The 19204-nt window shown below is 59.5% G+C and carries 11 protein-coding genes; 8 read left to right on the top strand and 3 right to left on the bottom strand.

The window, feature by feature from the left end:
* The first annotated feature begins 143 nt into the window (after positions 1-143).
* The 4 genes from AOT83_RS22540 to AOT83_RS22525 are packed head-to-tail and all read left to right on the top strand — an operon-like array spanning position 144 to position 6261.
* On the top strand, positions 144-1379 hold the full coding sequence (locus tag AOT83_RS22540) for an FAD-dependent oxidoreductase (protein WP_030097040.1): 1236 nt from the start codon (positions 144-146) through the stop codon (positions 1377-1379).
* A 4-nt stretch (positions 1380-1383) separates the two neighbouring features.
* Complete coding sequence (locus tag AOT83_RS22535) at positions 1384-2928, top strand: tryptophan halogenase family protein (RefSeq protein WP_081343803.1); 1545 nt, start codon at positions 1384-1386, stop codon at positions 2926-2928.
* The gene (locus tag AOT83_RS22530) at positions 2825-4630 is read left to right on the top strand and encodes an NAD(P)/FAD-dependent oxidoreductase (protein ID WP_346424264.1); all 1806 of its coding nucleotides are present in this window, start codon (positions 2825-2827) and stop codon (positions 4628-4630) included. The genes AOT83_RS22535 and AOT83_RS22530 overlap by 104 nt, the downstream gene beginning before the upstream one ends.
* Entirely contained in the window at positions 4627-6261 is a 1635-nt protein-coding gene (locus AOT83_RS22525; protein WP_057964288.1) for an FAD-dependent monooxygenase, read from the top strand. The genes AOT83_RS22530 and AOT83_RS22525 overlap by 4 nt, the downstream gene beginning before the upstream one ends.
* A gap of 532 nt (positions 6262-6793) precedes the next feature.
* Here AOT83_RS22525 and AOT83_RS28060 read toward each other — a convergent pair.
* The gene (locus tag AOT83_RS28060) at positions 6794-6997 is read right to left on the bottom strand and encodes a hypothetical protein (protein ID WP_198530398.1); all 204 of its coding nucleotides are present in this window, start codon (positions 6995-6997) and stop codon (positions 6794-6796) included.
* On the opposite strand from AOT83_RS28060, the gene AOT83_RS28055 reads away from it, so the two are divergent.
* Positions 6996-7481 (top strand): cytochrome P450, encoded by a 486-nt coding sequence (locus AOT83_RS28055; RefSeq protein ID WP_198530397.1) that lies wholly within the window; start codon positions 6996-6998, stop codon positions 7479-7481. The genes AOT83_RS28060 and AOT83_RS28055 overlap by 2 nt on opposite strands.
* On the opposite strand, the gene AOT83_RS22515 is transcribed toward AOT83_RS28055, so the two are convergent.
* On the bottom strand, positions 7478-9124 hold the full coding sequence (locus tag AOT83_RS22515; protein ID WP_057979765.1) for an FAD-dependent monooxygenase: 1647 nt from the start codon (positions 9122-9124) through the stop codon (positions 7478-7480). The genes AOT83_RS28055 and AOT83_RS22515 overlap by 4 nt on opposite strands.
* 172 nt (positions 9125-9296) lie before the next feature.
* Here AOT83_RS22515 and AOT83_RS22510 point away from each other — a divergent pair, with 172 nt between their 5' ends.
* The gene (locus AOT83_RS22510; protein ID WP_030097046.1) at positions 9297-10016 is read left to right on the top strand and encodes a class I SAM-dependent methyltransferase; all 720 of its coding nucleotides are present in this window, start codon (positions 9297-9299) and stop codon (positions 10014-10016) included.
* Between the two features lie 444 nt (positions 10017-10460).
* Here AOT83_RS22510 and AOT83_RS28050 read toward each other — a convergent pair whose 3' ends face one another.
* Positions 10461-10682, bottom strand: coding sequence for a hypothetical protein (locus AOT83_RS28050; protein WP_198530396.1), 222 nt, complete (start codon positions 10680-10682; stop codon positions 10461-10463).
* A gap of 39 nt (positions 10683-10721) precedes the next feature.
* On the opposite strand from AOT83_RS28050, the gene AOT83_RS22505 reads away from it, so the two are divergent.
* Together AOT83_RS22505 and AOT83_RS22500 are read left to right on the top strand one after the other, a co-directional pair.
* Positions 10722-13292 (top strand): ferritin-like domain-containing protein, encoded by a 2571-nt coding sequence (locus AOT83_RS22505; RefSeq protein ID WP_198530395.1) that lies wholly within the window; start codon positions 10722-10724, stop codon positions 13290-13292.
* Positions 13292-19054 carry a non-ribosomal peptide synthetase gene (locus AOT83_RS22500; protein WP_057964284.1) on the top strand — a complete coding sequence of 1921 codons (5763 nt, stop codon included), beginning with the start codon at positions 13292-13294 and terminating at the stop codon, positions 19052-19054. The genes AOT83_RS22505 and AOT83_RS22500 overlap by 1 nt, the downstream gene beginning before the upstream one ends.
* Positions 19055-19204: the final 150 nt, after the last annotated feature.

Raw genomic sequence — 19204 nt, 5'->3', positions numbered from 1 at the left:
GTGGGATCAAAGACTGAACTGGACGGTCGGCAGACTCGAAAAGCACAACGCCACTGACCATATTCGTGATGTGGAGCGCGCAACCCGGCGCGCAACATCGATACCAAGGAACCTGACAAGTCGTCTGGGCGAGGTGGTGAACGATGACCGATTTTCGGACAACGGTGTGCATTGTGGGAGCGGGCCCAGCAGGCATGCTGCTGGGCTTGCTATTGGCCCGTGCCGATATAGAAGTAGTTGTACTAGAGCAACATTCAGATTTCATTCGAGACTTTCGCGGCGATACGGTGCACCCATCTACTTTGGAAATAATCGCCGAGCTTGGCCTTTACGATGAATTTGAACGGCTATCACACCAGAAGGTCTCGACTGTCGGTGTGGTGCAGGATGGGAAGCGTTTCAACATAGCCGATTTCGGTAAGCTTGCTGTTCGCTTCCCCTATATCGCATTGGTGCCACAGTGGGACTTCCTGTCACTTCTGGCACGAGAGGCGAAGCAATACGATAATTTTCGGCTTCTCATGTCAGCTCAGGCGTTAGGCGTGACACGCGATCGCGGTCGCATCACGGGAGTCAGGGTGCGTGACCGTTCGGGAGAATTTCGTATCGAGGCGGCACTTACAGTGGCTGCGGACGGCCGTCATTCGGCACTGCGCAAGGATATCGCGTTTACACCGAAAGATCTTGGGTGTGCCCTCGATGTTGTCTTCTTCAGGCTGCCCCGACGAGAAACAGATCCCGAAGAGGGAATTTGCGTGCGTCTAGGACGGGGAAAGATCTTCGGAGCTACCGATCGGGGCGAGTACTGGCAGATGTCGTATGAGACAAGTCGCGGTGGTTTCGAAGTGCTTCGGCGTCAAGGGATCGAGGCCTTGCGTGCGGACTTGGCACGGTTGGTGCCGTTCATGGCAGACCGAGTTGACGATATACGCGGGATCCACGATGTCAGCGTGTTGCAATGCCGTATCGACCGGCTTCGTCGCTGGCATGTACCTGGGCTGCTTTTCATCGGTGACGCGGCGCATGCCATGTCGCCGGTGGCCGGACTTGGCGTCAACCTTGCCATCCAGGACGCGGTAGCAGCGGCAAACATTCTGTGGCAGCCCATACGGCTTACGCAGGCGACTGGTATCGAAATTGACTGTGCCGCCTTGGCGAAGGTTCAGCGCAGACGCTGGGCGCCGACAGTGCTGTCGCAAGGACTGCAACGAATGGTTCAGCGGTTCGGTATCGATGGCGCCTTGAGCGGAAGGCGGCAGCCGCGGTTCCCGGAGGTTCTCGATCGATTCGAAGTGCTGCAAAAGTCCATGAGCCACGTGATTGGTGTCGGGTTCGGGCCCGAGCACGTTCGCTCTCCGCAGCACGCCTGCGCTAGATGAGGAGATGGTTGTGCTGGAAGAAGTTGTGATCGTTGGCGGCGGTACCGCGGGCTGGATGACTGCGTCGTACCTGAAGGTCGCGTTCGGTGACAGGATCACCGTGACAGTGGTGGAGTCAGCGCGGATCGGGGCAATCGGAGTCGGCGAGGCCACGTTTAGCACGATTCGGCATTTCTTCGATTACCTCGGATTGGAGGAACACGAGTGGATGCCATCATGTTGCGCCACATATAAACTGGGTATCCGTTTTCAGGACTGGCGCAGGCCGGGCCATCATTTCTATCACCCCTTCGAACGCCAGCGGGTAGTAGACGGATTCGGTCTAACCGACTGGTGGCTGGACAATCCGAGGTCCGACAGCTTCGATCGCGATTGCTTTTTGATAGGTACCTTGTGCGACAACGATAAGTCGCCACGCCGCCTCGATGGATCGTTATTCATGGGTACCGACGGAGAGGACACCGCATATCGGACGACGCTGTCCGAACAGGACACGCAGTTTCCGTACGCGTATCACTTTGATGCGTCACTGCTGGCGGACTTCCTGCGAGAATTTGCGGTACGCCGTGGTGTCCGCCATGTAGTCGATGACGTAGTGGATGTTCTGCAGGACGATCGCGGCTGGATTAGCGAGGTGCGCACTCGCGCGCATGGCAGCATCGAGGGCGACCTCTTCATCGATTGCACAGGGTTTTCCGGCCTGCTTCTCGGGCGTGCAATGGCGGAGCCCTTTGAGTCGTATCAGGGGAGTCTCCTCAACGACCGGGCGGTGGCCTTGCGCGTCCCGACCGACCAGAACGGCGGGCATCTGCCCCCTTACACGACCGCGACAGCCCAAGACGCTGGGTGGATCTGGAGCATCCCCCTGTTTGACCGAATCGGTACGGGCTATGTCTACGCCGAGGATTACTGCAGCCCCGAGGATGCGGAGCGTGCTCTGCGTAACTTCGTCGGCCCCGCAGCGGAAGGGTTGGAGGCCAATCATATTCGAATGCGTATCGGGCGAAGCCGAAGAAGCTGGGTGGGGAACTGTGTGGCGATCGGACTGGCCAGCGGGTTCGTTGAACCGCTCGAATCAACCGGGATCTTCTTTATTCAACATGGCATAGAGCAGCTGGTAAAGCACTTTCCTGACGAGAACTGGGAGGAAAGCCTGCGAGACTCCTACAACCGCGTGATCAACCGATGTATGGATGGCGTTCGTGAGTTCCTCGTGCTTCATTACTATCTGGCCGCGCGTGTGGATACTCAGTACTGGCGTGACACAAAATCCGTCCAGCTCCCTGCTGCTCTGGCGGAGCGGATCGAGCACTGGCGCAGCAAGTTACCCGACGCTGGATCTGTCTACCCCCACTATCACGGATTCGAGCCCTACTCATACGTCTGCATGTTTGTCGGGCTTGGCGGAATCCCGGCACGGCCATCGACGGTCGTGCGGTACCTAGATGCGACGCGTGCGCAGCGTGAGTTTGACCTGCTTGCGCAACAAGCGTCACGTCTGCGGCACTCATTGCCGACCCACCGCGAGTATCTCGCTCAGATGTACTGAACCGCCAGAACCGACACTCGTACTCGCCCAGAGAGATCGATTCACTACATACGTGTGGGTTCATGGTTCGGACACCGCTGGCTTTGCGGTCCAGCACCACCGTGATGTCTGGGCAGACGAGTGGTGTGGAGGCTGCGGCTCCGGACGGAGGATGAGAAGTGGACAAGAAACGAAACCCGAGGAGTCTTCGCGGATGACACTGGCCCCGAATGAAACACATGACACAAAGGGACCTCTGCGCTCAAGGTGCGTGACCGTTATCGGCGCCGGTGTCGCGGGACTCGTGGCGGCGCATGAGCTGGAACAGCTCGGACACCGTGTTGAGCTTCTTGAAGCGCGCCAGACCGTGGGCGGGCGTTTGCATACGCATAGTTTCTCGTTGGGGCGGAAGGGACCCATCGCAGAACTTGGTGCGATGCGGATCCCGGCCCGGCACTGTCGAACGATGAAGTTGATCGATCAGCTCGGGCTCTCTGATCGAGTACGGCAATTCCGCACCCTGTTCTCTGACGATTCCAACTACCTCGCAACACCCGATGGTCACGCACGAGTACGGGATGCGTCGCCGGCGCTGGTAGCCAAGTTCCTTGCGGATAGTGCTCTAAGAGAGCGTTATCCAGATGATGCGGTGCTATGCGCATCATGGCTGGCCGCGAGTGTCAACGCTATTGCACCCGATAGGTTCCGCCATGGTCTTGGCGCGGATCTCAATGTCGAGCTGCTCGATCTACTGCGGCGCATCGATCTAGCGCCGTTTATCGTCACGCGAAGTGGTATCGAGCGTGTCGATCTCAACCGGTTCTTCGCCAACCATCCAAACTTCGCGTGTGGAACCAGACTCAGGCTCTTCTTCGCCGATGTCGTTACCGAGACATCATCGGCACTGTTTCGCTTGGAGGGCGGAATCGATCAGATCGCTGTCCGTCTGTCGGCGCGGTTGCGCGGTCCAATCCACCGGGGGAGCCGGGTTACCGGCCTGCATGTTGTGCGCGACGGGGTATTTATAGAGACGCATCGCGGACCGAACACCGAGTTGATCCGGCGCGATTGCGTGTTGTGTACGGTGCCCTTCTCTGTTCTGCGTGGAATCCGGTTGTCCGGAATGACCGCAGACAAGATGGCGATCATCCGCGATATGCGTTACTGGGCAGCGACCAAGATAGCTCTGCATTGTCGCGAGGCGTTCTGGGAGCGCGATGGGATAAGCGGGGGAGGTTCCTTCACCGGCGGATTGGTACGCCAGACCTACTACCCACCGGTCGAGAGCGATCCTCGACTGGGTGCGACATTGCTAGCCAGCTACACAATTGGCCCTGATGCAGACTTGCTGGCGCAGATTCCGATGGAGCAACGCCTTGCCATGGTCCGCGCGGAACTCTGCAAGATTCACCCGGAGCTCAGTCAACCAAGCATGGTGTGCGGCAAGGTAATGAGAGCGTGGGGTGACGATCCTCTGAGCATGGGTGCGGCTTCGGTCAGATGGGGCAAGGATTCAGATACAGCGGAGGAAGAACGGCTGCTAGCGGCAGCACCTCAGGGCGGTCTGTTCTTCGCCGGAGAACACTGCTCGTCCGTCCCGGCTTGGATCGAGGGGGCTGTGGAGTCGGGGATGAATGCCGTCAGTCAGATAGACGCCTACATGCAGTCGACCGGCGTGGGCGCCATGGTTTGTGACGCAGGCTGTGAGGGCGGTGCGGCGTGACTACGGCTTCAGAACGTTCTGTCGATGTGCTGATCGTCGGCGGTGGGCCCACAGGACTCGCCATGGGAATGGAACTACGATCGCGCGGTGTCGATTTCGTGATCGTTGAGTCTGGCGACGGTACGGTCACGCATCCGAAAGTGAGTGGCATTGGCCCGCGGTCGATGGAGCTGTTCCGCCGCTGGGGGGTTGCGGAGAAGATCCGCCAGTCTGGTTGGCCCGGTGATCATTCACTGGATTGCGCATGGGTCACAAAGATCGGTGGCCATGAGTTGCATCGAGTTCGTGGATTCACCATGGATACGCGACCGGACTACGACCACACACCAGAACCGGATGCGATCTGTCCGCAGCATTGGCTGGCGCCTTTGCTTTATGCCGAGCTCGGCATCGCCCCCGCGGGTCCCATCTTGACACGTACCCGACTCGATAGCTTCGACCAGGACGACGAAAGTGTTTGCGGCCGGGTCACAGACCTCGTGACGGGTGCGCAATCGGAAATCCATGCGCGATATATGGTCGCGTGTGACGGTACTTCTTCAGAGGTCAGGCATGCATGCGGTATCGCGGCACCGGCGTTGCACCGGACAGAGACGTTCCGCAACATACTGTTCCGTGCGCCCAAGCTACGCACGCAGCTGGGGGATGCGGCGGCCGGTTTCTACTATCTGATGATCTCCTCCGCGTTGAGATTTCCCGTTCGGGCGCTTGATGGTCAAGAACTCTATCGATTGACCGTCGGGCTGCAGGGCGACCGGGAGGCGATGGATGATGCAGAAGAATTGGTACGGAGAGCAATTGCGTTCAGCACTCCGGTTGAGGTGTTGTCAGACAACGAGTGGCGGCTGGTCCATCGCGTCGCGGAGACATTCCATCACGGCAGAATCTTCTTGGTCGGCGATGCTGCGCACACATTGTCTCCATCAGGCGGTTTCGGCATGAACACCGGAATCTGTGGCGCCGCCGACCTCGGTTGGAAACTAGCCGCCACATTGGGTGGATGGGCCGGGCCCCACCTGCTTGATAGCTATACGGTTGAGCGTAGACCGGTAGCCCTCAGGGGGGTGGAGGAGGCCAATCGGAATCTCGTCCGAGCGATGAAACGCGAGGTTCCGGATGGACTCGGGGATGATTCGGCACACGGTGAGTGGTTGCGCGCCCGGGTTCGGGATGCGCTTGCCGACAGCGGGTTGGCGCGTGAGTTTGATGCGCCCGATATCCATCTTGGTTTCAGATATGAGAACTCTCCATTGGTGATTCCCGACTCCGAGGTGTGCCCCGCGGTGCACGTTCCGTCGGGCACAGAGGACGTGCGGCCCAGCACGCGCCCCGGATCACGCGCACCGCACGCCTGGTTGGCGAGAGGAGAATCGACACTGGATCTGTTTGGCAATGGATTTGTACTGCTGTGCTTTGCGGCCTCCGGCCGGATCCGACGGGTGGAAAGAGCGTTCGCAGACAAGGGCGTGCCGTTGAAGGTTATCGCTGAGAGGCAGCGTGATATCGCCGAACTGTATGCGCGGCGATTCGTACTTGTCAGACCAGACGGGCACGTCGCCTGGCGTGGTGAACGGCCCCCGGTAAACCCGGAGGAGCTTGTCGAACGGGTGCGGGGCTCGTACTCGAGATGACTGAAACTACGAATTATGGCGCGCTGCCACCATTTTCATTGACCGGATGGACTTCCGCCGATATCGCGAACCCGTACCCGGCGTACCTCCGGTACCGTGAGGTATCGACGGTCCATCGCGGCACCGACGGGACACATTATCTGCTCGGCTACGATGAGGTGGCGAAGGCGCTCTCTAGCAAAAGTTTTGGACGCCGCGCAGCGACTGCGGGTCATTCGGGGACTGGCGGCTTGGTTCCGGCTGAGTGCGCGGCCCTGCGGAGTATGGTGGAGAGCTGGCTGGTGTTTCTCGACCCGCCCCGTCACACCGAGCTAAGGTCCGTGCTCGCTGGGCGTTTCTCTCCTGCGGTAGTCGCTGGCTTACGGCAGCGTATAGCCGACATCGCCGCCTCATTGCTTTCACGCTGCGCCCTGGATCCGGAATTCGATTTGGTGCAGGCGTTTTCGGCCCCATTCCCGATCCTGGTGATTTCGGAGCTACTGGGCGTGCCAGCATCAGACTGGAAGTGGTTACGAGACAGGGTGATGGCCATTCAGGCGATAAGCAGCAGCCGAAGGTTGACGAGTGGCGTTGAGGTGTTTCGGCTCGCGGACGCCGCGGCGGCAGAACTCAGTGAGTACTTTGTATCGCAGGCGAGGCTGCGGCGGAGAGCGCCCAGAGACGACTTGGTGTCGTTGATGGCGTCCGATAACGCTCTTTCCTCTAGTGAAATCGCCTCCAGTTGTGTACATCTCATGTCAGCAGGACACGAAACGACGACGAATATCCTGGGCAAGGCGGTACTGGCTCTTGGCGCAGATCGGTGGGTGCTGAGCCTGCTACGGGCATCACGGGGTGTGCCGATCTCCGCCGTCGAGGAGCTGGTTCGATTTGATAGCCCGGTTCAGTCGGTGACCCGCTGGGCGTACCAGGACGTGTGCTTGGCGGGGAGCGACATTGCCCGCGGTACTCGGGTGGTCGCAGTGCTGGGTGCGGCCAATCGTGATCCCGCACGTTTTCCTGAACCGGATGTCCTGCGCCTGGATCGCGGTGCGGGCTGCGGTGTTGGGTTCGGGCAAGGAATTCACTACTGCCTGGGTGCAGCGCTCGCACGCGCCGAAATTGAGATTGGCCTCGATCTGTTGCTTGGCGTACTCGGTGAGTTCACTGTCACAAGGGTGGAGTACCCATGCGACATGGTCTTTCATGGCCCCTCGTCGCTTGTGCTCCGCCGCAGCTAGTGTTCGTCGCGATGTTGATCTGCGCGAAACAGAACTTTGTCGAGATGCTCTAGCACGCGGGTGATCGTTTCCCAGCTAAATGGATTGGCTATGGCGGCGATATGTCCGTCTGGACGCACCAGGACGAGTTTTGTGCTCCTAGTCGCCCGGTATGCGCGGCAGACTTCGATTTCGTTTCCGGTAAGTAGATGCGTCTTGACGTCGGCGGCATATCGAGCTGCCAAGAGGTTCCGCAACTGGGCGGCTTGAAATGGATCGATAGGCCCGATCAAGAGAATGTGATAGTTCGGTGAGTGCGTAAGTGCCATGACATCGCGGGCTGAGCCTCGGGGGCTGGTGAGGGTCGCGTAGGGTGCCCGATCGCCGGCGTGAGGGCCCCGGCCGCTGGCGTCCGAGTGATCTATGGCGGTACTGGTTCGGTAAGCAATCCATAGCTGGGAGAACATGTCAAAGAACAATCTGCGCACGGGTGGCAGTCGGCAGGCTAGCCCGATAGCACGCGTTGCGACGTGCGTCCGCATCCACAACGCCACGGGGCTGGTTGATGTCTCTAGCTTGAATCCGATGTCAGTGCGGGCAAGCACGGCGGCGGCGACCGGGCGACGTTCGGTTTCATACGTTTCCAGGAGCGAAGCCGGCGCCTCGCCGCTGACAACCTGTGCAAGCTTCCACCCGAGGTTCATCGCGTCGCCAACTGCAAGATTGAGCCCTTGTCCTCCCGCGGGGTTGTGAATATGGGCGGCGTCGCCAACGAGAAAGGAGTGGCCGATTTGGAAACTCCTGCTGATGCGGCTGTGAAATCGAAACATGGCTGCCCACACGATCTTCTGCAACTCCGCATCGACCGAGAAGTAGGACTCAAACCAGTGCCGCAGGTCGCTATCGTCGAGCCTTGCGTAGGCGTCGTGTGACAGGTTGTCTGCTTCCGGCCCGCGATGAAAGCCTGGGGGCACTACGCCGAAGAGCCGATAGCGCCCGCTCGCCAGCGGAAGCACGCCCACGAATCCGCCACGTGTGAGATTCAGTCGCATCTTTTGCATACCAAGGTTAACCGCCAAGTCGACGTCAGCGAGAAGTCCCTTCTGCGTGTATGTTTCGCCGCCAAAATCCTGACCAGTAAGACGCCGGACTGCGCTGCTCGCTCCGTCCGCGCCGACGAGCCAACGAGTAGAGACAGTGCTAGCTCCCATGGAGCCCACAATGTTCACACGCACCCCGTCGGCCATTTCAGCGATATCCTCCACCGCACTGCGCCATGAGACATGTATGCCATGCCTGGCAAGTGCGGCGACCAGAATACGTTCGGTTACGAACTGTTCTAAGGAAAGTGCGTAGGGAAACCTGGTTCGAGCTGCCGTTCCGGTGCCTGCTAAGGGCAACTCGCCCACGTGCCTGCCGTTCTCGTGAATGGCCACATGAGTTATCGGCACCCCGCTGGCAACGGCATGGTCGGCGACTCCGAGACGGTCGAAGTGCTCCAGTGTCCGGGCGTGCACGATAGTTGCGCGAGATTGTTGTACGGGCCCGGGCTTTCGATCGACAATCTGTACCCGCACTCCGTGCTGCGCGAGCAGCAGGGCGGTGCATAGCCCGCTCGGTCCCGCCCCCACGACGAGAACGTCACAATCGAAATCTGTTTCCATAACTGAACCTGTTGTCTAGTAAGGGGATTCCTGCGGCACTTTTAAGTATTCCAATGCTTGGCCGGGGGCTCATCCTGCGTGTGAAGCGATACACACCACGCATACGCATAGTTTCTATCGCGATGGCACTCAGCTCAGTGCCGCCTGATGAAGCCGGAAGTACCTTCGCGGTATGACCGCTGGTAACCCCAAGGATTTGATTCCGGATGAGACCCCGTACTTCGATGATCTCGCCGAGATGTACGAGAGCTTCACGGCAGTAAGGGACGCACGTACCAGTCCGATTCGTACGTGGCTTGTCGAACATCTCCCCGCGGGTAAGCGCGCACTCGACGTTGGCTGTGGCACAGGCAACAACTGCGTCATGCTGGCCGAACATTACGACGATGTGGTGGGCGTGGACGTCGCCCAGCGCATGCTCGATTTGGCGGCCGTCAAAGAGAGCCGAGTGCCTATCCGCTACGAATGCCGCAGCGCGCTCGAGCTGTCCCCAGATGTTGATGGCCGATTCGATCTAGTGATGTCGGTGAACACGGTGTTCCACATGGGGTCGGCGGCGACGGTGCTACCCCGACTGCGCGAACTCGTAGCGCCCGGTGGACGACTGTTGATTGTCGATGTCACACGTCCGGATAGCGACGCTGACACCGGTGCCGCGTACTCCTATGCCTTCGACAATGCCCGCATCGTCTATGAGGCGTCCGGAAGTGCAGAGCTGGCAGCTTCTGCCCTGCGCATGATGCTGCAACCGCGGTGGCTGGAAATGAGATCAGTGATTACGCCGCAAACCGTTTCGGAGTTTCTCCGCGACTACACCGCCGTACTACCGGGTGTACGCATCACTCATGACCTGATACCCACTCTGGTCGCAGCTGCCTGGGACGCTGACTGAGATCCGGAACGGAGTGCATTGACAATGAGCGTGCTCAACGTGCCGAGAGTGCATTTCGCAGGTGTCGCAGCGACGCGCCTCCCGACCGGGCCGCGCAGCGGGCTGTTGGATCTCGCTACCAACCAACCGCTCACTCTTGACGGTCCGTTTCCACTCGAGCGCCCGGCGCAGGAATACGACGAGTTATTGGAAGCCGGCGGCAGCCGATTCGATCACTCGGGCGCGTTGAAGGCCGACGGCCCATTTCACACCCTGAAGGGATGGAATTTCGGTGGGAACGGGCATTTTTGGATCGACGCAAAAGTGGTTTCCTGCGAGCGCGTGTCAGGTGTGGTGGACACCGATGACGTTCTCGTTGGACGAGACGTGGACTTCTGGGGGCACTATTGCGAGTACACGGCGAGCACGGCCAATCGGGCAAGGGTCTTCGACGTAGATCCTTCGTCAAACTGGACCACAACGCTGATGATTGGCCAGTTGGCCCTTGGTCGCCTTGGTCGCTCCCATGATGTCGGATATCTGCTGACCGGTGATGTCAATGGATACTGCCCTCCGCGTTGGCAGAACTCCCGTCACTTCGACCAGGTCGGTGGTCATCCACTTGTGCAGTGGTTGCGGCGCTCCGCGTTGTTCCAGTTCGCGATAGGCCGCGACGAGGGTCTGCAATGGCTGGAGGGCGCTGGGGCCTCACCGGCACTTGCTGCGTTGCGTGAATTGATCGATTCCGGTGCGGCAGATGGCATTGTGGTCCAGTTTGCGTTGACCGGAATGGAAGCTCCGGTCGCTCCCGACGCACCTGATCGGTGGGGGCTGCGCGGAACAATTGGTCCCTGGCGTGCCACGGAGCTGCGGACCTACCCAGCGGGCCGACTACTTGCTCCGCGATCACAGGGCGCCGTCGGCGAGGATGTTTTGCTTCATATGGCGAGCGTTCGTGTGGAGGGCTCAGAGGTAACAATGAACCTGGTTACCGCGATTCCTGCCGTGCGACGACGTGCGCGAGAGGGCCACCCGCCAGTCACCCGTGTTGACGAATTGATCGATATGGGGGATCTCGAACTACAAACAACCGCGGGGGAAGTCATCGCCGTCGTACCGCGAAAGGCCTATCTCGACAGCAACTATCACCTTACCTCCGGGATTCTCACTGTTCCGAGGCTTGATAAAAGCCAGGAGAATCCGGATGCTGCTCTGCGATTCGTCGGCGCCGGCCGGGTATTGCTGGAAGAAGCCGAAACGGTGGTGCAGTCAGACGACGCGAGCTTGTTCCTCGAACATCCGAACTCACGAACTGGCGAGGAGTTCGCCGTTGATGTTTCCGTGCGTTCGTATTTCAGAGGAGAGCCCGCTGCCGCCCAGGCGATAGGCGTCCGGCAATTCTTCAACCCACGGGCGCTGCCGATGGATCCGGCGGCGCAAGCGCCTGGAGCACGTCCGGAAGATGTAATGATCGTCGCGCTACGTGGGTCAGACACTGCCGGGTACACGACGAACGTCACCGTGGGCACAGATGCCCACGGTTTTGGAGTTGTCACGGTGAAAGGCATCCGTGCCGGCACTACGCGGGTACTGCTGCAGCCTGAAGGGGCGCCACTGCCTGGGTTGGAGAGTGCTTGCGGCGCATACGACAATGACGACCAACTGGGCTATTGGCCTACCGTGGGCAGTATTTCAATACGGGTGCTCCCAGATCGTTGGTACCTGGACGATTTGCATGACAGCGCCATTAGTTTTGACCTCTTGTACCGAGAGGTGCTCGCGTACTACGAGCTGCTGTACTCGTTCATGCGGACAGACGTATTGAGCCTTGCCGATGAGTTCAAGGTTGAGCCCTACGCCAGGCTCATCTGGCATGTCAGCGATCCGGCACATCGCGACCGAACCTACTTCATGCCGTCGACTCGCGATATAAGTACACCTCAAATTCGTTTGTTGCAAAGGTATTTCCTCGCGTGCGAGGCCAAGCGCCAGACTCCGCCGATCCCTACTGGGCGTCGTGTTCCCATCGAGCCGATCACTACACGTAACGAACTGCACGCCGCCCTGGATCAGGCGTTGTCGATTGAACTGGCCGTAATGATCCAGTACCTCTATGCGGCTTACTCGATTCCTACTCACGACGCTGCGAAACGCTATGTAGAAAAGGGAATTTGGACGGAAGGGCAGTCCGCTTTGGCGTGCGGCCGCGGGCCGGGGACGCTGGACAACGGATACCGGGGGCTCTTGATGAATGTGGCCAGGGAGGAGATGATTCACTTCCTCGCCATCAACAACATCCGGATGGCAGTGGGCTTGCCGTTCCAGGTACCACGGCTGGATTTCGGGCGTCTGAATGGCACGCTCTGGACTCCACTGGAATTGTCTCTCGAACCATTTGGGCTTACTGCAGTAGAGCGGTTCGTGGAACTGGAACGACCGCACGAGCTGGTACCTGGCTTGGTGGGTGATCGACCCACACCGCAAAGACCTTATCGATACGGCTCATTGAGTGAGCTTTACGCTGCTATTCGGGTCGCGATCCAGCGAATACCAGATGTCTTGGTGGCCAAGAAATATCAAGGAGGGGGAGGACATCACCTCTTCATGCGTGAGTCGGTCAATGCAATCCACCCGGATTACCAGTTGGAAGTCGACGATGTTGCCAGTGCGATATTCGCGATCGACTTCGTTACCGAACACGGAGAGGGTGGAAGGATCGCATTGCCCAACGCTGGTGAAGAGTCGCACTTCGAGACATTCCTCGGGATCTCTGCGTCGCTGGCGCAAGAACGTATGAATACGCCACTAGCAGCACGTGTTCCATGGAATCCGGCATATCCGGTGCTGCGCAATCCGACACTGCACACTGCGGACGCCGCAAGGTGCCATGTCACCAATGCGCCCGCGCGGGTAGCGATGACAGCGTTCAACCGTTCCTATCAGTTGGCCGCGCAACTCATGGTGCAGCACTTTGGCTACTGTCCCGCGGGCAACTTGCGACGATCTCCCGTGATGAATTGGGCGTTAGACATAATGGTCACCGTGCTGCGCCCATTGGGCGAGCTGATTGTCACCCTGCCATCCGGGCTGGCGGGAAAGACTGCAGGGCCATCGTTCGAGCTGGAAAGTGATCCGCGGTACATTCCGCGCCCCGAAATCGCGATGGCATGCATGGCCCGTGAAGCAGATGAAATCGCCACGCTGGCTCGTGACTGTCCTGGATTGACTGTCGCCGTGCCGGACGTTCTGACCTTCCTCGGGGAACAGTTCCGCGTCTTTGCAAGGGACCAACACTGATGGATGCGCAACGTCTCCAGGGACTGGAACTCACCCGCGCACAATCCGAGCAGTGGATGGCAGTGGATCCCGCTGACGGATCCGCAGGCAACGTGGCTCACTGCGTAGAACTCACCGGCCCTGTCGATTTTCTATTACTCGCGCAGGCATGCAATTTCGAGCTTATGGCATCCGGTGCCGACGTGATCAGATTCTCTGAACACGAGGGCCGCCCATATCAATGGTTATCTCGAGGACTCAGCAGAGATCCGCTTTGGGTGGACCTTACCGAAGAGGCGGACCCGGTCGCTGCGGCGTATTCGTGGATGCGCCGTGATTACACCGAACCACGCCCTATGACGGGTAATCCGCTCACGCTCTGGGCGCTGATCAAGGTGGGGCCGGATCACTATTTTTGGTACGTGCGGTCCCATCATGCCGTGATAGACGGCTACGGTGGCCTCGCGATCACAGCCCGGATCGCCGACCACTACTCGGTGAGGATTCAGGGTGAAGAGCCAGCTCCCTATCGCGGCCTTTCGGTGTCAGAACTCATTACGCTGGAACAGGAATACACGAATTCTGAAGATTTCGGACAGGACCGTGCCTACTGGGCCGAGCGCACGGCCGAGCTAGAAATCGCAGTACATCATCACGAGGCAGAGACGCGCAGCACGCTGGAGCACCGTGCAGAGGCCGGGCTTAGCGCAGAACTAGGCGTGAGGCTGGATGCTGTTGCCGAGATGGCGGGCACAAGCATTGCCAGGGTCCTGACGGCTGCGCTCTGCGGATTCGAATCAGTGCTGTCAGGCCAGGACACGGGCATAGTGGCGCTTGCGGTTGCCGGCCGGCGGACCACGGCGCTGAAACTCTCCGGCGGGATGATCTCTAACGCGATACCGATCGCGCTCCACTGTGGGTACCCGGTCACCAGAGACGGTTTGATCAAAGCCGCCGCCTCTGCGGTGTCCAGCGGTCTGCGGCATGCGCGGTATCGGTTCGAGGACATAAGACGCGACGCCGGTGCCGTGGGATATGGGAGGAATGCATTCGGGCCCACGGTGAACATACTTTTGGCCGACAACATCGTGCGGTTGGGCGTGGCTATGGGCAAGTACGAGATTCTCACCTCGGGGAACACCGAGTACCTGCATTTCGATATCTACCGATCTGGGCCCGAGAATCTCCTACATATCAACCTTATTGGGAACGATGCCTTCTTCACCGCGACAGATATCGGGGAACGGTTAGATCGGTGTTTGAGATACCTGCGCGAGTTCTTGAGTGCCCCTGGCGACACCCCACTCGGCAAGATCAACACACTCGATGATGCGGAACGGCGCCGGGTACTTACCTGGGGCAACGGCGAGGAGCTCGCGCAGGATGCCGTTCTGCCCGAAGATTCCTCGCTCGGGGAGATCTTCCAAAGACGAGTAGCCACTCACGTAGATGAGGTGGTGATCCGCAGCGACGGTACTTCGTGGAGGTACCGAGAGTTCGCACGCCGCGTCAATAGGCTGGCTCGACAGTTGATCGAACGGGGTGTTGGGCCCGAGACCGTCGTGGCGGTTGCGATGGTGCGGTCGGTGGACATGTTGGTGAGTGTGTACGCGGTGATTGTCGCAGGCGGCGCTTACCTTCCCATCGATCCGGCGTCGCCGGAACACCGCAATGCACATATCGCAGAGGCGGCCGCACCGCATCTTGTTCTCACCAGGAGTAGTGACCCTCATACCCGAGGGTTGCCGGCATCTGTCCCCGTCATCGCGGTCGACAGGATTGACCTGTCGGAGTTCTCCGATCGCCCCGTCGTCGATGCCGATCGAAGGTGCTCACTTCGGCCGGGTCACATTGCCTACATAATCTTCACCTCTGGTTCGACCGGAAGGCCCAAGGGAGTAATGGTCGATCATGCGGCCATCGTTGCCCATCTGAGATGGATGCAAGCGCGATACCACATGAGTTCCAGTGATGTGGTATTGCACAAAACCCCTCCCACTTTTGATGTTTCGGTGTGGGAGATGTTGTGGCCAATTTTATTTGGAGCGCGAGTAGTGATTGCCGCTCCAGATGGGCATACCGATCATGACTACTTGGAGGCTCTCATATGCACCGAGCAGGTAACGATTGCCCACTTCGTGCCTTCCGTGTTGGAGGTGTTCGCGGCCGAGGCTGAGCTATCGGCCTGTCAGAGCGTGCGGATGATCATCTCGTCGGGTGAAGTGCTGCCGGCTGATCTGGCCAGCCGCCTACGCGCGGCCGGCATCGAGATACATAACCTATATGGACCCACGGAAACAACCATTGATGTTACTTCGCACCAAGTTTCGGAGTCAGATACCGATACGGTACCGATAGGCGCACCCGTCGCGGGTACCCGGCTCTTCGTGCTGGATGGATGGCTGAGGCCGGTGCCGCCAGGAGTGCCGGGTGAATTGTATGTCGCCGGAATGCAGTTGGCGCGCGGCTACGTCAACTGCCCGGGATTGACTGCGCAGCGCTTCGTGGCCTGCCCCACCGCTGCGGGGGAGCGCATGTACCGCACCGGCGATGTGGTGCGGTGGGATGCATCAGGGCACCTAGAATATTTGGGACGCAAGGATTTTCAGCTGAAGTTACATGGAGTGCGCATTGAACCGGGTGAGATAGAAGCCGTCTTGACGGATCATCCTGCCATCGACCGTGCCGTGGTGATAGCGCATTCGGAGGGGCGAGTAAAAGATCACAGGCTGGTGGGATACGTCGTGGCGGCAGGCGACTTCGGCGTGGCGCACGAGCGCGACACAGTACATCGCTGGCGTGACGTCTACGACGAACTGTATGGCGACGGGGCACAAGATCAGCCTTCCCGACGTGGCTTGGGGGCCGAAGACGACTTCACAGGCTGGAATAGCAGCTACACGGGAGCTCCGATTCCGTTGGATCAGATGCGTGAATGGCGTGACATGACAGTGAACCGCATTCGTGAACTCGGACCGCGACGAGTATTGGAGATCGGTGTTGGCTCGGGGCTGATTCTGTCGAAGATCGCACCCCTGTGTGAGGTCTACTGCGGTTCGGACCTCTCGCCCGTGACTGTGGCCCGCCTGGAGCGGTGGCTGGGTGATGTGAAGGAGGCTTGGGCTGGGCGCGTCCATCTTATCGCCGGTGGGGCAGACGAATTGAGTGACTACGCCACCGGACACTTTGACACCGTCGTACTTAACTCAGTTGTGCAGTACTTCCCCAGTGCGCACTACCTGCGGCGTGTTGTTGATCGGGCCCTGCGGGTACTCGCGCCAGGCGGTGCGCTGTTCATCGGTGATGTACGAAGTTTGAGATATCTGCGGGAACTCGAGACCGGGGTGGAATTGGCACGGGGAAGTGACGGCGATTCGGGCGATGTACGTCGGCGCGTGCTGAGGCGATTGTCGAATCAGCGTGAACTGTTGGTGGATCCGCACTTCTTCTCCGAGATCGCTCACGAGTTCCCCGGCGTTGTGCACGACATCCAGCTCAAGCGGGGCAGCTCGATCAACGAACTGACTCGTTACAGATATGACGTAGTCCTACATAAGATGCCTAAACCGACTGTCTCCGTGAAGAAGGCGGCGCGCGTCGAGTACGTCGATATAGATGCCATCCGGTCGCTACTCTTGGGGCAAGGTATGGAATGTGTTCGAGTGCTGGCTATTCCGCATCGGGGCTTGTTGACTGAAATCCGGGCGGTCGACGAGCTTGCGAAAAATTTGAAAGACCTAGCGACACCACGGGATCGTGAGGGCAGCGCCGCTGATGGACTGCCTGAAGGGCTGTTGCCAGAAGATCTCCACACGGCGGCGGCCGAGTGCGGCTACTCGTGTGCGGTCACATGGTCGGCGCGACGCGGCTACATGGAGGCCGTCTTCGTGCAGACGTCTGCGCTGAACGGCAGCTGCATCGTCGATGCCTACGTCCCCGGTACTTCGAGCCGGTCTGCTAGACCAACGTCGAACAAGCCGATGGCTGGTGTCCTGGCCGAGGCCGTGCGTGAGTTCGCCGCGGCACGGCTGCCCGACTATATGGCGCCGTCGGTGATCGTGGTGCTCAGTGAGTGGCCGTTGACCGCGTCGGGAAAGCTGGATCGTGCTGGACTGCCAGCTCCGTCGATGGTGCAGAACAGGTACCGTGCTCCCACCTCCGAAGCAGAGCGGCTCTTAAGCGGCGTATTTGCTGAAGTGCTGGGAGCGGATCGGGTCGGCATCGACGATGACTTCTTCGCGCTGGGAGGGGACAGCATTCTCTCGACGCAGATCGTAGCGCGGGCGCGCAGGATCCCCGTGGTGTTTACGTCACGCGATGTGCTCGAGAAGCGCACGGTAAGACGGTTGGTCCAGTTCATCACGAGTGGAGAAACAACCCCTGCCCTGCAGGAAGTCTCCGGCGGAGGCGTGGGTGAGATGGAATTGTCGCCTGCGGCCCAATGGTTGATGGAGTTGGGAGGCAACGGTTGCGGCCGCTTCCATCTCTCCACGCTGGTCAGATTGCCTAGAGGTATCGATCGGCGCGCGCTTGTTTCAGTGCTCACTGCGGTGATCGGACAACACGCCATGATGCGCGCTCGGTTGTACCGCAAAGAAGTGGGATCCCAACAGGAATGGCGAATAGTTGCGGGTTCGGCGAGCTCGATAGACGTCGATGCGCTGCTGAGCCGCGTCCAAGTCGAGAGTGGTCAAGGTATTCCGGAAGGCGTCTGGGAGGCGGCGGTAAGCGAGTTGAACCCATTCTTGGGCAACGTGGTCCGAGCGGTATGGCTTGATTGCGGACCTGACAGTGAGGGCAGCTTGTTGCTGGTGGCGCACCATCTGATTTTCGATGGCGTGTCTTCACGGATCGTGCTGGAGGACCTGGCGGCAGCGTGGGCGGATATCGAGGCGGGACGACCGCTCGCCCCATCGGCGGGCGGTACCTCGATGCGAACCTGGTTGCATGCCTTGCGTGCTGAGGCGAGTTCCGCGCCTCGGGTGGCGGAGCTTGCGATGTGGAAATCGATGCTTGAGGGGCCAGATCCGCTGCCGGGGATTCGGGCGCTTGATCCGGCGGTGGACACCACCTCGAAAATCCAGCGAGTGCAAACATTTATTGACACTGAAACGACTTCGGCAATTCTTGGCCCCGGGCTGGCAGGGGAGGAGCCTCAGCTTGGCGATATTTTGATGGCTGCGTTGGCAGTCGCCGTGGCACGGTGGCAGGGCCGAAGAGGCGTGGTGCTGCCGTCGGTACTTTTGCGGCTGATAGGCCATGGTCGTCAGGAGCTTGCGGGGGCGGACCTATCGCGGACGGTGGGGTGGTTTAACTCGATATATCCACTACGGATTGACTTATCCGGCATTCATTTGGACGAAGATCCAGTAGGTAATCGCGATATCGCCGCAGCGGTATTGGCCGTCGCGCACCGCGTGCAAAGTATCCCGGATGGCGGTGTTGGGTATGGGCTACTTCGGTATCTGAACCGAGACACCGCACAGGAGTTGCCTGCTGAAATGCCAGGCCGGATCTGCTTTAACTATCTCGGTCAAATACAGACCGACACAAAGGATGCCGGTGCATGGAAGCCAATCGTCGAGGGACTGTATGAATCCATGCCAGACCCCGGGCTGCCCGCCGCCGCGGCCCTGGACATCACCGTGGTTGTGATCGACGGCCGGATGATTGGGGATTTCGGATTTCCCACGTTGTTGTTTGAGATGAGGGAGGTGCAGGAGCTGGCCGAATTGTGGGCTGACGCGTTGTCCAGTTTGGCCGTAACAGTGAGTAGTAGGTAACGAAGGGCACGAGCCCTTGTTCGATGAGTTGGCAAGGTGCACAGCTGAGTTGATTGCATGGCGCAGTGTCTTCTTAACTTGCTTTAAGCCAGGCTCCTGGTTTTGCGATTACGGTTGATCATGGCCTCTTTCTGTAGGGTGGGGCGGATT

This window comes from Mycobacteroides sp. H001 (genome assembly GCF_001440005.1).
In the GTDB taxonomy this organism is placed as follows: Bacteria; Actinomycetota; Actinomycetes; order Mycobacteriales; family Mycobacteriaceae; genus Mycobacterium; species Mycobacterium gwanakae.
Note: the sequence above shows the minus strand (reverse complement) of the source record. Positions and strands in the feature narration are given on the sequence as shown.

Bases quoted from the DNA above. Each gene is read 5' to 3' on its own strand.
- AOT83_RS22540 (WP_030097040.1), top strand. From the start codon at position 144: ATGACCGATTTTCGGACAACGGTGTGCATTGTGGGAGCGGGCCCAGCA.
- AOT83_RS22535 (WP_081343803.1), top strand. From the start codon at position 1,384: ATGGTTGTGCTGGAAGAAGTTGTGATCGTTGGCGGCGGTACCGCGGGC.
- AOT83_RS22530 (WP_346424264.1), top strand. From the start codon at position 2,825: ATGCGACGCGTGCGCAGCGTGAGTTTGACCTGCTTGCGCAACAAGCGT.
- AOT83_RS28055 (WP_198530397.1), top strand. From the start codon at position 6,996: ATGTCAGCAGGACACGAAACGACGACGAATATCCTGGGCAAGGCGGTA.
- AOT83_RS28060 (WP_198530398.1), bottom strand. From the start codon at position 6,997: ATGAGATGTACACAACTGGAGGCGATTTCACTAGAGGAAAGAGCGTTA.
- AOT83_RS22515 (WP_057979765.1), bottom strand. From the start codon at position 9,124: ATGGAAACAGATTTCGATTGTGACGTTCTCGTCGTGGGGGCGGGACCG.
- AOT83_RS22510 (WP_030097046.1), top strand. From the start codon at position 9,297: ATGACCGCTGGTAACCCCAAGGATTTGATTCCGGATGAGACCCCGTAC.
- AOT83_RS22500 (WP_057964284.1), top strand. From the start codon at position 13,292: ATGGATGCGCAACGTCTCCAGGGACTGGAACTCACCCGCGCACAATCC.